The organism is Xenorhabdus budapestensis (genome assembly GCF_002632465.1).
GTDB lineage: Bacteria > Pseudomonadota > Gammaproteobacteria > Enterobacterales > Enterobacteriaceae > Xenorhabdus > Xenorhabdus budapestensis.
On sequence record NZ_NIBS01000002.1, the window covers coordinates 132,885 to 147,440 of the forward strand.

Annotated in this window: 9 protein-coding genes; 8 read left to right on the forward strand and 1 reads right to left on the reverse strand. The window is 42.7% G+C overall.

Annotated features, from left to right (window positions below):
* Positions 1-337 precede the first annotated feature (337 nt).
* The 8 genes from Xbud_RS03325 (at position 338) to fbaB (ending at position 13,630) form a co-directional block, all read left to right on the forward strand.
* Positions 338-1,573: an MdtA/MuxA family multidrug efflux RND transporter periplasmic adaptor subunit gene (locus Xbud_RS03325; protein WP_099134737.1), complete on the forward strand. Its 1,236-nt coding sequence runs from the start codon at positions 338-340 to the stop codon at positions 1,571-1,573.
* Positions 1,573-4,755: an MdtB/MuxB family multidrug efflux RND transporter permease subunit gene (locus tag Xbud_RS03330; protein WP_099134738.1), complete on the forward strand. Its 3,183-nt coding sequence runs from the start codon at positions 1,573-1,575 to the stop codon at positions 4,753-4,755. Before Xbud_RS03325 ends, Xbud_RS03330 begins: the two co-directional genes overlap by 1 nt.
* The gene (gene mdtC, locus Xbud_RS03335; protein ID WP_099134739.1) at positions 4,752-7,847 is read left to right on the forward strand and encodes a multidrug efflux RND transporter permease subunit MdtC; all 3,096 of its coding nucleotides are present in this window, start codon (positions 4,752-4,754) and stop codon (positions 7,845-7,847) included. Before Xbud_RS03330 ends, mdtC begins: the two co-directional genes overlap by 4 nt.
* A gap of 8 nt (positions 7,848-7,855) precedes the next feature.
* The gene (gene baeS / locus Xbud_RS03340) at positions 7,856-9,256 is read left to right on the forward strand and encodes an envelope stress sensor histidine kinase BaeS (protein ID WP_099134740.1); all 1,401 of its coding nucleotides are present in this window, start codon (positions 7,856-7,858) and stop codon (positions 9,254-9,256) included.
* 11 nt (positions 9,257-9,267) lie between these two features.
* Positions 9,268-9,966 carry an envelope stress response regulator BaeR gene (baeR, locus tag Xbud_RS03345; protein WP_099134741.1) on the forward strand — a complete coding sequence of 233 codons (699 nt, stop codon included), beginning with the start codon at positions 9,268-9,270 and terminating at the stop codon, positions 9,964-9,966.
* 84 nt (positions 9,967-10,050) lie between these two features.
* Complete coding sequence (locus Xbud_RS03350; RefSeq protein ID WP_099134742.1) at positions 10,051-10,395, forward strand: YegP family protein; 345 nt, start codon at positions 10,051-10,053, stop codon at positions 10,393-10,395.
* A 183-nt stretch (positions 10,396-10,578) separates the two neighbouring features.
* The gene (trhP, locus tag Xbud_RS03355; protein ID WP_099134743.1) at positions 10,579-11,970 is read left to right on the forward strand and encodes a prephenate-dependent tRNA uridine(34) hydroxylase TrhP; all 1,392 of its coding nucleotides are present in this window, start codon (positions 10,579-10,581) and stop codon (positions 11,968-11,970) included.
* 610 nt (positions 11,971-12,580) lie between these two features.
* Positions 12,581-13,630, forward strand: a complete 1,050-nt coding sequence (gene fbaB, locus Xbud_RS03360) for a class I fructose-bisphosphate aldolase (RefSeq protein ID WP_099134744.1) — start codon at positions 12,581-12,583, stop codon at positions 13,628-13,630.
* 113 nt (positions 13,631-13,743) lie between these two features.
* On the opposite strand, the gene thiD is transcribed toward fbaB, so the two are convergent.
* Complete coding sequence (gene thiD / locus Xbud_RS03365; protein WP_211283487.1) at positions 13,744-14,544, reverse strand: bifunctional hydroxymethylpyrimidine kinase/phosphomethylpyrimidine kinase; 801 nt, start codon at positions 14,542-14,544, stop codon at positions 13,744-13,746.
* Positions 14,545-14,556 lie beyond the last annotated feature (12 nt).

Sequence of the window (14,556 nt, forward strand, 5' to 3'; positions counted from 1 at the left end):
GACGTTTTTGCTTTTATACGATATTTTTCAATACCATCCTCTATTTTCTTTTTTCGATCGTCGGGTTAATGACTGTGCCATTCACCAGCTAAATGCTGACAAGACTCCCTTATGAAAACAGGTCACGTTAACCCCTTTAGCGCTTCTCATGGAAACTTTAAAATTCAACTTTTACATTCAGCTAACAATCGTATTTATTTCATTGACATAATTTCCACATTTTCTCCATGATTGGCTATTTCTCTCCGAGTACACTAATTAAATATATATTTACACTGATTTAGCATAAGATGCGCGTGACTGATTATCGGCACAATATGAAGAGAATATCGAATATATGAGCAATAAACGTCGTACCTACTTTTTCGGGTTTGCTGTGTTAGCCGTTTTCATCGCGGCTGTTTTTTTTACATGGAGCTATTTTAAAAAATCAGCCACATCGGGAGAAAAATCAGCTCAAGTATCAGAATCGCAAAAAAATTTGCACCTTATTCCCCCTCAACCCGTTCAGGTAGCTACCGTTAAAACAGAATCTGTCCCCCATTATCTGGGAGGGTTGGGAACAGTTCAGGCTACTGATACCGTAAATATTACCAGCCTTGTGAATGGGCAATTAATTGCCCTGCATTTTAATGAAGGCCAACATGTCAAAAAAGGCGATTTACTGGCAGAAATTGATCCCCGTCCTTTTCAGGTCAGGCTGGCAAAAGCACAAGGGCAATATGTCAAAGATCAAACGATACTGGTTGATGCTAAACAGAATTTGGCTCGCTATCAGCAATTGGCGAAAAACAAATTAATTACTCAACAAGATTTGGATAAGCAGTTTTCCTTAGTGCGCCAGTATCAAGCTGCCCTAAAAACTGATCAGGCAGATATTGATGAACAGAAACTGCAATTAACCTATAGTCGCATTACTGCTCCTATTTCAGGTCGTGTCGGTCTGAAACGGATAGATGTTGGTAATTATGTCTCTTCTGGAGGAGAAAATCCGATTGTGGTCATTACACGTGTTGACCCTATTGATGTGGTGTTTTCCCTGCCTGAAAACGATCTCAGCACTATACTGAAGGCACAAAAGAGCAATAAAGAGCTTGCTGTTATCGCTTGGGATCGCAATAACCAGCTACAATTGGCACAAGGCAAACTACTCAGTATTGACAACCAGATTGATGTTGCTACTGGCACCATCAAGATGAAAGCACAATTCAATAATCAAGATAACGCGCTATTTCCCAATCAATTTGTCAATATTCAGATCAAAGTGAATACGCTCAACAATGCCATTGTGATCCCAAGCGCCGCATTACAGATGAGTAGTGAAGGTTATTTTGTCTGGATGGTGGATAAAGATAATAAAGTCAGCAAACGTAAGGTGACTATCGGGTTGCAAAACACCGAACTAGTTGTCATTAACAACAGTGTGTCCGTCGGTGACCGGGTTGTTACAGATGGTACTGATCAATTGACAGAAGGTGCTACTGTCGAGGTTGTTAAACCCCTGAAACCAGAGTCAAATAACAGCAATAGCGATAAGTCTGACCAGTCAAACAGTAAAGTGGAGAATACTTAATGCTTTCTGATTCTCCAATAACAGGGGGCGGCCCGTCCCGCTTATTTATCTTGCGTCCGGTAGCTACTACACTGTTTATGATTGCAATATTGCTTTCTGGCATCATCGGCTACCGAATGTTACCAGTTTCTGCATTGCCTCAAGTAGATTATCCTACTATTCAGGTTGTTACGCTCTACCCCGGTGCCAACCCTGACGTAATGACTTCTGCTATAACTGCACCATTAGAACGCAAATTCGGGCAAATATCCGGTTTGAAGCAGATGACATCACAAAGTTCCGGGGGCGCTTCTGTTATTACACTGGTATTCCAGCTCTCCTTGCCATTGGATGTAGCAGAACAGGATGTACAGGCCGCTATTAATTCAATCATTAATTTATTACCCGATGACCTGCCCTATCCGCCAATTTACAGTAAAGTCAATCCGGCTGATCCGCCTATCTTAACACTGGCCGTAACCTCTGATTCCCTGCCGATGACAGAGGTTCAGGATATGGTGGAAACTCGCGTTGCTCAACGCATTTCTCAAATCGGTGGTGTAGGTTTGGTCACTCTGGCTGGAGGACAGCGCCCTGCTGTGCGTGTGAAGTTAAATGCGCAGGCTACCGCTGCACAAGGGTTAGACAGTCGTACCATTAGCAATGCAATTGTAAGTGCGAATGTAAATTCACCAAAAGGCAGTTTTGATGGCCCGACCCGTTCGGTCACTTTGTCTGCCAACGATCAAATGACGTCCATTGACGAATACCGCAATTTAATTGTGGCCTATAAAAATGGAGCTCCGATTCGCCTGCGGGATGTTGCAACAATTGAACGAGGTGCGGAGAACACCAAACTGGGCGCATGGGCAAATGAAAAACCCGCTATTGTCATCAATGTCCAACGTCAGCCGGGTGCTAATGTTATTGAAACTACTGATAATATTCGTTCCATGCTGCCAGAGTTGATCAACAACCTGCCCAAGTCAGTTAATGTAGATGTTCTGACTGACCGAACTGTTACGATCCGCTCTTCAGTCAAGGATGTGCAATTTGAGTTGTTGCTGGCAATTGCATTGGTTGTGATGGTGATTTACCTGTTTTTACGCAATACAATTGCCACCCTGATCCCAAGCATTTCAGTGCCACTTTCCCTGATCGGCACATTTGCGGTGATGTACTTTTGTGGTTTTTCCGTCAATAACCTCACTTTGATGGCATTAACCATCGCAACAGGCTTTGTAGTCGATGATGCCATTGTGGTTATCGAAAATATTTCCCGCCATATTGAGCGAGGAGAAAAACCGCTGGCTGCCGCCTTGAAGGGCGCTGGTGAAATCGGTTTTACCATTATTTCACTGACTTTTTCTTTGATTGCCGTTCTGATCCCTCTGCTGTTTATGGGAGATATTGTCGGTCGTTTATTCCGGGAGTTTGCAATTACGCTGGCGGTGGCGATTTTAATTTCAGCCGTAGTTTCACTGACATTGACACCAATGATGTGCGCAAGAATGCTGAAAGCAGAAACGGATATTAAATACAACCGCTTTGAGCAAGCCTGTGAACGTTTCTTTGAGTGGATGATTGCGATATATGGCACATGGCTGAAACGCGTTCTGAACCATCCCTGGATAACACTCGGTGTTACACTCAGCACTCTGGCTTTAACTACCCTGCTCTACATCATGATCCCAAAAGGATTTTTCCCATTGCAGGATAATGGATTAATTCAGGGAACACTGGAAGCACCACAATCCATCTCTTTCAGCGCTATGGCAGACAAGCAGCGTCAGGTAACTTCATTGTTACTAGAAGATCCGGCTGTGAAGAATGTCACTACGTTTATTGGCGTTGATGGTAGTAACCCAACATTGAATAATGGGCGTCTGCAAATTACGCTTAAACCTTTTGATCAGCGTGACGATAAAATTGAAGAAATTATTCCTCGTCTGCAAGCTCGATTAGCCAAAGTACCCGATGTAACCTTGTATCTACAACCAATTCAAGATCTGACAATTGATACTCAGGTTTCCCGTACCCAATATCAATTTACTTTACAGGCTGCTTCTCTTGATGAACTTAATGTCTGGGTTCCAAAATTACAGGAAGCACTAAAAAAACGTCCTGAATTGGTTGATATCAGTAATGATTGGCAAAACAGGGGATTAGTCTCTTATATTGATGTGAATCGCGATATGGCCAGTCGGTTGGGTATTTCCATGGCTGATATTGATAACACACTGTATAGCGCTTTCGGCCAAAGGTTGATTTCGACCATTTACACACAAGCGAATCAATACCGCGTCGTGCTGGAACAGGATACAACTAATTCACCCGGTCTTGATGCGCTCAATGATATCCGTCTTATTAGCACTGACGGCAAGATAGTGCCCCTAACCACTATCGCTACAGTGAAACAACAATTAGGTTATTTATCCATCAATCACCTACAACAGTTTCCTGCTACCACTTTTTCATTCAATGTTGCACCAAATACTTCTCTAGAAGCAGCAGTTGATGCAGTAAAAGAAACAGAACGCGCAATTAATATACCAAAAGATATCAACACACAATTTCAAGGAGCGACGCTGGCATTCCAGAATTCACTGAATAATACCTTATTGCTGATACTGGCTGCTGTCGTTGCGATGTACATTGTGCTTGGCATACTGTATGAAAGCTTTATTCATCCGGTAACTATCCTGTCAACACTCCCCACTGCTGGCGTCGGAGCATTATTGGCTTTAATGCTGGGTGGCTATGAACTGGATGTTATTGCCATCATTGGGATTATTTTGCTGATTGGTATTGTGAAAAAAAACGCCATCATGATGATCGATTTTGCCTTGGTAGCAGAACGGGAAAACGGAATGTCACCCTATGATGCCATTTTTCAAGCCTGCCTCTTGCGTTTCAGGCCAATATTAATGACAACAATGGCTGCACTATTGGGGGCATTACCATTAATGCTCAGCAACGGAATTGGAGCTGAACTACGCCGTCCACTGGGGGTTAGTATGGTAGGCGGGTTGATTATGAGCCAGATCCTGACCTTGTTTACAACACCTGTTATTTACCTGCTATTTGATCGGCTGGGGCACTATTACAAGAGCAAATACAAGTATAAGAGTAATCATGAACAACAGAACGACGCCCAAACAAAATTAGCTCATTCTTCTACTGACCATCAGGAGCCGCTGTGAAATTTTTCGCCTTATTTATCCAGCGGCCTGTCGCAACTACACTATTAAGCGTAGCCATTACGCTATTTGGGGCTGTTAGCTTTACCCTGTTGCCAGTATCACCATTACCGCAGGTTGATTTTCCGGTGATTACAGTTTCTGCTTCAATGCCCGGAGCATCACCGGAAACCATGGCTTCTTCCGTCACTACCCCATTAGAACGTTCACTCGGTAGAATTGCTGGTATTAAAGAGATGAGTTCCAGTAGTTCATTAGGTTTCAGTGAAATTTTTCTGGAATTTGAGCTGAACCGGGATATTAATGGAGCAGCACGAGATGTACAGGCAGCTATAAATGCAGCAGAAAGCCTGTTACCTTCGGGGATGCCAAGCCGCCCAACCTACCATAAGGCAAATCTTTCTTCTGCCCCAATCATGATTCTGACTTTGACATCAGATAGCTATGACGAAGGGCAATTGTATGATATCGCCTCAACACACCTTGCCCAAAAAATTTCACAAATAGAAGGTGTCAGCCAAGTTAACGTTGCAGGTAGTTCACTACCCGCAATACGGGTCGAACTGAATCCTAATGCCCTATTCAATCAGGGAGTATCTCTTGATGATGTTCGCGAAGCTATCAACAAGGCTAATGTCAGACGCCCAACAGGACACGTTGATACAGATAAACAAAGCTGGCAAATACAAACTAACGATGAAATCAAGCAAGCGGACAATTATGCCTCCATTATTGTGCACTATCGTAATGGCTCACCTGTTCGTTTAAAAGATGTCGCAACTGTCAAAGATTCCGTCGAAGATACCCGGGCAGCGGGAATGTCCGGCAATGGCCCCGCTATTGCGCTGATTATCCGGCGGGAATCAAGTGCAAATATCATTGAAACCATCAAGAAAATTCGTGCTGAACTCCCGGCTCTGCGAGCATCAATACCCGCTAATATTCAGCTGAATGTTGTACAGGATCGCTCTCCCCCTATTCGAGCGTCCCTGTATGAAGTGGAACAAGCACTTGCCGTTGCCGTTGCTCTGGTGATCCTGGTTGTTTTTCTATTCCTGCGTTCAGGACGTGCCACCCTTATCCCAGCAATTACAGTTCCAGTATCATTAATTGGTACGTTTACGGCTATGTACTTATGTGGTTTCAGTCTGAATAACCTCTCATTGATGGCACTGACCATTGCTACGGGTTTCGTTGTTGATGATGCCATTGTGGTACTGGAAAATATTTCCCGCCATCTGGAAGCCGGGTTGAAACCAGCACAAGCCGCTCTTAAGGGAGTGAGAGAAGTTGGTTTTACTGTTCTTGCTATGAGCCTTTCACTCGTTGCTGTCTTTATACCCCTTATACTGATAGATGAGTTACTTGGCAGACTATTCCTTGATTTTGCCGTTACGCTCGCAACCGCGATAGGTATTTCACTGCTGGTTTCCCTAACTTTAACGCCGATGATGTGCGCTCATTTATTGAAGTCTTCACCAGAAAAATCACTGAAGAAAACCCGCGGTTTCGGCAAAGTTTTACTGAGACTCCAGCAATACTATGGGCGCTCATTAAAATGGATACTCAACCATACTCGTTGGGTTTTATTGACACTGGTTGGGGTTATTGCGCTGAATGTCTGGCTTTATATCAGTATTCCGAAAACTTTTTTCCCCAGACAGGATACAGGCCAATTAATAGGCTTCGTTGTTGCTGATCAAAGCATTTCATTTCAGGCCATGCGTAAAAAAATGGAATATTTCATGGGGGTTATCAATGCAGACCCAACTGTTGAAAATATTACAGGATTTACAGGTGGGAACAGCATCAATGTCGGTTTTATTTTTATGGGTTTAAAACCATTGAGTGAACGAACAGAAAATATCGAACAAGTCATGACCCGTTTAAGGAAAAAATTATCCCACGAGCCGGGTGCGGAACTCTATTTGATACCTGTTCAGGACCTCAGCTCTGGTGGAGGCGGAGGTAACGCCAAATCCATTTATCAATTTACTTTGCTGTCAGATGATTTTTCTGAACTTCGCAAATGGACACCTATTATCGAAAAAGCCTTGAAGAAAGTACCGCAACTGACAGGAATAAATTCGGACGATGACAGTAAAGGTTCTGAACTCACAATCACCTATGATCGTGATCTGATGGCTCGCCTCGGCATTAGTGTCGCCCAAGCCAATAGTTTGCTCGGCAACGCTTTCGGTCAACAACCGATTTCAACCATTTATCAACCACTGAACCAATACAAAGTAGTGATGGAAGTCGCGCCTGAATATAATCAGGATGCCAGCTCATTAGAGAAAATTTTTGTTATCAATAAAGAGGGAAAGCGTATCCCACTCTCTTATTTTGCAAGCTGGCGACCAACCAATGCCCCATTAGATGTCTATCACCAAGGGCTTTCAGCCGCTTCTATGATCTCTTTCGATATCGCAGCAGGTTATACGATGTCTGATGCAACCAGAGCAATAGAACGCACGATGACAGAACTCGGTGTTCCATCAACAGTACGTCTTTCTTTTACTGGTGCAGTGCAAAATTTTGAAGAAAGTCAGCGTTCTCAGTTACTGGTGATCCTTGCGGCGATTATTACTGTTTATCTGGTGCTGGGCGTACTTTATGAAAGCTATATTCATCCTCTGACAATTCTTTCCACGCTGCCTTCTGCGGGAGTTGGAGCCTTGCTGGCATTGGAGATCTTCAATACTCCGTTTAGTCTGATCGCCATGATTGGGATTATGCTGCTGATTGGGATTGTGAAGAAAAATGCCATTATTATGGTGGACTTTGCTCTTGAAGCTCAGCGAAATGGTCGGTTAAGTGCCCAAGAAGCAATATTTCAGGCCAGTTTGTTAAGATTCCGGCCGATCATGATGACCACGCTTTCAGCCTTGTTCGGGGCCCTGCCTTTGGTACTGAATAACGGTGATGGTGCTGAATTACGTCATCCTCTGGGAATTACCATTGTTGGTGGTCTGGTAATGAGCCAACTTCTCACGTTATATACTACACCTGTGGTCTATCTGTTTTTTGACCGACTACGTGAAAAATGGCATCAACGCAGAGTAGCAAAATTTCAGAGAATCAAGCCATCGTGAAATTCAGGATGAAAACCGGGATCAGCGGAAAATTATTTCTGGCAATTTTTGCCACCTGTATGCTGGTACTAGTAACAATGCACTGGGGGGCTCGCCTCAGTTTCCAACATGAATTCATTGGTTATATCAAACAAAATAGCCAAATACGTGCCAACATGCTGGCAGAAGCATTGACAGAGCAGTACCAGCAATACGGTAATTGGGATTTCCTGACCAAAAATGATCGCGTCATCTTTCAGATTATCCGTAACATTGAGCAGAGCAGTAACAACCGTCAGGGGCCATCCTCCCACGTCTGGCGTACTCAGTTCTGGGTTGTTGATCGCCATATGAATCGTTTGGTAGGCCATGCGGATAATATGTCTGAAGAAACCTATCGCAAGCCTGTGATTTATCAAAATGAAGTTGTTGGTTGGGTCATTGTCAGTGCCTCTGACAAAATTACCCGTCAGGCCGATATCAGTTTCGCCAGCCAACAACAATTAACCAGTTGGATTATCGCCGGCTTTTCCACTATGTTGGCCTTGATAGCAACTTTCTTCTTATCCCGCGGATTTCTGAAACCGATTAAACGACTGGTAGAAGGAACACATAAACTGGCTTCCGGTGATTTTAGTATTCGTGTAGCAGTGTCCAGCAAGGATGAGATTGGTCAACTGGCATCGGATTTTAATCTTCTCGCTTGTACATTAGAAAAAAATGAACAGATGCGTCAGGATCACATGGCAGATATCTCCCACGAATTACGCACTCCACTCTCTATTCTGCGTGGTGAACTGGAAGCTCTGCAAGATGGTGTTCGGCAACCAACACAAGCAACTATTCATTCCTTACTGACCGAAGTTACTATCCTGACAAAACTGGTGGATGATTTGCATCTGTTGTCCCTATCAGATCGGGGCTCTCTGGCTTACCGGAAAGAGCTAATGAACGTCGATGAGCTACTGAAAATAGCTGTGGCTGCTTATCAGGGACGCTTTGCTGATAAACAGATTACTCTGGAACTACATTTACCAAAAAACACCATGTTGTTTGCCGATCCCAAGCGATTAACACAGTTATTTCAGAATTTACTGGAAAATAACTTACGTTATACCGCTGATTACGGAAAAGTAGTTATTTGCGGACATATAGATCAGCAGAAATGGGTACTTAGCTGGCAAGATAGTGCTCCCGGCTTAACTACTGAGCAATGCCAACGTATTTTTGAACGGTTCTATCGCTGCGAATCTTCCCGCAACCGTGCCAGCGGTGGTTCGGGTTTAGGTTTGGCGATCTGTTATAACATCATTGAAGCACACAATGGTCTTATTCAAGCAGAAATATCACCTTTAGGTGGTCTTAAAATTCACGTAGAATTACCTCTGACCAAATTTTCCGAACATAAAACGCTGAATATAACACACTGAATATAAGAATAATGAGTGCACAATATACCGTTCTGATCGTGGAAGATGAACCCAAACTGGGACAGTTACTTGTTGATTATCTACAAACTGCAAATTATCAAACACAATGGTTGGTACGTGGTGATGAAGTGATTGCTCATGTCCAGCAACAGCAACCCGATATTATCCTGCTCGATCTTATGCTGCCCGGGCTTGATGGTTTGTCAGTTTGTAGGGAAATCCGCAAATTTTCTAATATTCCCATTATCATAATGACAGCCAAAACAGAGGAGATTGACCGCCTGTTAGGGCTGGAAATCGGTGCGGATGATTATGTTTGTAAGCCTTATAGCCCACGAGAAATAGTTGCCAGAGTGAAAACGATTTTACGTCGCTGTTATCGCCCACAAGATATCGTTAGCGAACAAGGGGCACTGACAATTGATGAAAATCATTTTCAAGCTCGCTATCTTGAACGGGTTCTGGATCTGACACCAGTTGAATTCCGGTTACTTAAGATAATTTCCAGCCAGCCCGGGCGGGTTTTTTCCCGTGATCAGCTACTAAATAATCTCTATAACGATCATCGTATTGTTAATGATCGCACTATCGATAGCCATATCAAAAACTTACGCAGGAAATTAGAACAATTAGACGAAGATAAATCTTTTATTCGCTCGATTTATGGCTTGGGATACCGCTGGGAAGCCGAAATTTGCCGTCTGATATGACTGCCTAATTTTTGTTAAAAAATTCACCTGAGTAAATTTCAAGCTAAACTTAAGCTGATAATTACCCAATCAGGAGAATTTCTTATGGCTACTGGGCATTTTGATCTTAAGAAAGCAAAGAACGGGCAATTTTATTTCAATCTGGTCGCGGCCAACGGTGACATCATTCTCAGCAGTGAAATGTACACCACCAAAGCGGCTGCTAATAAAGGTATCCATTCGGTACAGGTCAACTCTCTGGACAAAACTCGTCATGAAGTAAGAAAGAATAAGTCTGGCAAAAGCTATTTTGTCTTAAAGGCAAGAAATCATCAGATTATTGGTATCAGTGAATCTTATGGTAATGAAACCGCGATGAAGAAAGGCATACAGTCTGTCATAAAGATCGGGGTAACAGATAAAGTGCGGGATTTGACCAAACGTAATTAATTAACTGCGCCGCATTAGCGGCGCGTTTCTGCTTCTTTTCCCATTTCTGTTCTCCTTCTCCACAATAAATTTGTGTCATCAGCAGAATAAGCGCTAAAATTCTTCTTCTTTAACCTTACTCTTAGTAATGATAAACAGATAGGGTAAGGTCTGATTTGAACTCAGACTGAGAACGTTAATAATATGTTTACTCCAGAATTACTTTCTCCTGCCGGCTCCTTGAAAAACATGCGCTATGCCTTTGCCTATGGTGCGGATGCCATTTATGCTGGTCAGCCCCGTTACAGCCTTCGTGTTCGAAACAACGAATTTAATCATGAAACACTGGCTCAAGGAATTAAAGAGGCACATACATTAGGCAAGCGTTTTTATGTCGTAGTTAATATCGCACCGCATAATGCAAAACTAAAAACCTTTATTCGCGATTTAAAACCTGTCATTGCAATGGAGCCTGATGCACTAATTATGTCCGATCCCGGCTTAATTATGATGGTACGTGAAGCCTTTCCTGAGATAGATATTCACCTTTCCGTACAAGCAAATGCCGTTAACTGGGCAACGGTTAAATTCTGGAAACAAATGGGATTAACACGAGTCATTCTCTCCCGTGAGCTTTCACTGGAAGAAATTGCCGAAATCCGTCAACAGGTTCCTGAAATGGAGCTTGAAGTTTTCGTTCATGGTGCGCTCTGTATGGCCTACTCTGGACGTTGCCTGTTATCAGGCTATATCAACAAACGTGACCCCAATCAGGGCACCTGCACCAATGCCTGCCGCTGGGAATATCATGTGCAGGAAGGAAAAGAAGATGAAGTCGGAAATATCGTCCATACCCATGACCCTATTCCGGTCAAAAATATTCCGGTTAAAAATGTTGAGCCAACTCTGGGGGAAGGTGCCCCGACAGACAAAGTATTTATGATCGAAGAAGCCAAGCGTCCCGGTGAGTATATGAGTGCATTTGAAGATGAACATGGCACCTATATTATGAACTCTAAGGATTTACGCGCAATTGCGCATGTAGAACGACTGACCAAAATGGGCGTTCATTCATTAAAAATAGAAGGCCGCACAAAATCTTTCTACTATTGTGCCCGTACTGCTCAGGTATATCGCCGTGCCATTGATGATGCAGTGGCTGGCAAACCTTTCGATCCTACATTGATGAGCACACTGGAAGGTTTAGCGCATCGAGGTTATACGGAAGGCTTTTTGCGCCGTCATACTCATGATACTTACCAGACTTATGAATATGGTTATTCAGTATCAGACACACAACAATTTGTCGGAGAATTCACTGGCAACCGGGTCAATGACCTGGCAGAGGTGGTAGTAAAAAACAAATTCATCGTTGGTGACAGCCTTGAGGTTATGACCCCAGCGGGCAATATCAACTTTATGCTGACATCAATGACAAACAAAAAAGGCCAGTCCGTTGAAGTCGCGCCGGGGGATGGTCACATCGTTTATCTGCCTGTTCCTGTAGAAATTGAACTAAATTATGCTCTGTTGATCCGCAATCTAAAAGGAGGTAATACCAGAGCACCGCATGTGAAAACGGATCCTTTAAAATAATCTGGCATGGATTTTAAAGAAATAGTTCTATTTTTTTAGAAACAGATCACATCAATACTATTTTATTTCTCGTATTATCAGCTCTGAAAAATGAAGAACTAAAAAAGTTTCACTGTAAGACTAGGAACCACCTCCTTGGCTAGCTCAATCTCCCTTGGGCTAGCCTTTTTCTTTTATAGAAAATAAGTTTAATTCAAACAATTAACCATAACATCAAACATCAGGTCATCATTGATTAAATTAATAATTATTAGATTTTTTTTGCCAAAAATTGACTCACAATTTAATAGCAAAATTAATTGTAAATAAAAAAGCCATTTCGAATAAATATTATTCAGATTACTGAAGGAATTTTTAGAGAAATATATTTTCGATTGGCAGATCAAAAAACGCTCTGAAATACTTATTCACAACACATTCCAGCAACACTATTTCATTGCACATAACTACATAACAGGTATGGAACAATGAAATTTTAATAAACATAGCATTAACTATAAAAAATAGCTTCGACTGAAGCGATCCACTACAGCTTCCCTCTCTGCTTATCTTGTATTCAGTACAAATATAAACAACAATCAGTAGCGCCTTTTGCAAACTGGAGTTAAACATGACTGATATCGTGAAGTTGTTAGGAAAAGACGCAGAAAGTTTATTGCAACATCAATGCAATACCATTTCACGTAAAAATATTTACCTCCCAGGCACAGATTTTGTCGATCGTGTAATGATTGAAAATAATCGGCCAAACTCTGTGTTGCGCTCAATGCAAACTTTGTTTAATCACGGGCGCCTGGCTGGAACTGGCTATCTTTCAATTTTGCCGGTCGATCAAGGTGTTGAACACTCGGCAAGTGCTTCTTTTGCAACCAACCCACTCTATTTTGATCCTAAAAATATTGTTGAATTAGCAATCGAAGCAGGATGTAACTGTGTTGCCTCAACTTATGGTGTTCTGGCATCCGTCTCTCGCCGCTATGCTCATAAAATTCCGTTTCTGGTGAAACTTAATCACAACGAAACATTGACCTATCCAGTTCAATATGACCAAACCTTGTATGCCAGCGTTGAGCAAGCGTTTAATATGGGGGCAGTTGCAGTTGGTGCCACGATTTATTACGGCTCTCCCGAATCGCGCCGCCAGATAGAAGAAATTTCTGCCGCTTTCGAACGAGCGCATGAATTAGGTATGGTAACTGTATTGTGGGCTTATTTACGCAATTCAGCTTTCAAAAAAGATGGCGTTGATTACCATACAAGTGCCGACTTAACTGGTCAGGCAAACCATCTGGCAGCCACTATCGGCGCAGATATCGTTAAACAAAAAATGGCAGAAACCAATGGCGGATATACTGCAATCAGTTTCGGACACACAGATAAACGTGTCTACACTGATTTGACAACAAATCACCCTATCGACTTGGTTCGCTATCAACTCGCCAACTGCTATATGGGACGTGCAGGCCTGATCAATTCTGGCGGAGCTTCCGGAGTGAATGATCTGAGTGATTCTGTCCGTACCGCAGTCATTAACAAACGTGCCGGAGGTATGGGACTGATCCTGGGACGCAAGGCATTTAAGAAATCAATGAAAGAAGGCGTTGCACTGATCCATTCTGTTCAGGATGTGTATCTCGACAAAAGCGTCACTATTGCCTGATAAAACCTACTTCATTTGTTGTGTTATTCACTGTATTAGAAATGGGGATATTATATCCCCATTTTCGAATCACAATACCACGACATTATGGTGATAATTCCTACTACTATTTCCTACCACCACTGATGAAAATGATGTACCGGCCCTATCCCTTTCCCTACATCTAGCGTATCTGCCTGCATTAAAGCATTCTGCAAATAGGCCTTTGCCACGGGTATTGTACTCTTCCAATCGGAATAACGCGGCCGCAGCGCTGCAAGGGCAGACGATAAAGTGCAACCTGTTCCATGTGTATGGCGTGTATTAATTCTGGGGGCTGTAAAACGCCATTCCCCTTCAGACGTAAACAGCCAATCTGGGCTTTCTCCATGCTTCAAATGCCCTCCTTTCAATAAAACGGCCTGACACCCCATCGATAACAGTTCACGTCCTTGCCGCAACATTTCATCTTCCGTTTCCGCAAGAGAGCATTTCAATAGCGTTGCGGCTTCGGGTAAATTTGGTGTAATCAAAGAAACGATTGGCAATAATAATTCCGTCATAACTTTTACCGCTTCCTGCGATAATAAAGGATCACCACTCTTTGCCAGCATAACGGTATCTAACACGATATAAGGAACCGGATAACGGTGGAAAGCTTCTGAAACGACATGAACGTTAGCAGAATTAGATAACATTCCAATCTTAACACTATCTATTCTGACATCTGAAAGTACCGATTCAAGTTGAGCAGAAATAAAACTGGGTTCAATATTGTAAACTGTCTGCACTCCTGTTGTATTTTGCGCAACGAGAGCTGTTATTACAGTTGTTCCATATACGCCAAGGGCAGAAAATGTTTTTAGATCGGCTTGAATGCCGGCACCACCGCTAGGATCGGTTCCTGCAATAGTCAATGAATTAATTCTCATGATGGTAGTTCCTAC

Excerpts from the sequence above, each read along its gene's own strand:
- Xbud_RS03330 (WP_099134738.1), top strand. The coding sequence starts at position 1,573 with ATGCTTTCTGATTCTCCAATAACAGGGGGCGGCCCGTCCCGCTTATTT.
- baeS (WP_099134740.1), top strand. The coding sequence starts at position 7,856 with ATGAAAACCGGGATCAGCGGAAAATTATTTCTGGCAATTTTTGCCACC.
- fbaB (WP_099134744.1), top strand. The coding sequence starts at position 12,581 with ATGACTGATATCGTGAAGTTGTTAGGAAAAGACGCAGAAAGTTTATTG.
- Xbud_RS03350 (WP_099134742.1), top strand. The coding sequence starts at position 10,051 with ATGGCTACTGGGCATTTTGATCTTAAGAAAGCAAAGAACGGGCAATTT.
- Xbud_RS03325 (WP_099134737.1), top strand. The coding sequence starts at position 338 with ATGAGCAATAAACGTCGTACCTACTTTTTCGGGTTTGCTGTGTTAGCC.
- trhP (WP_099134743.1), top strand. The coding sequence starts at position 10,579 with ATGTTTACTCCAGAATTACTTTCTCCTGCCGGCTCCTTGAAAAACATG.
- baeR (WP_099134741.1), top strand. The coding sequence starts at position 9,268 with ATGAGTGCACAATATACCGTTCTGATCGTGGAAGATGAACCCAAACTG.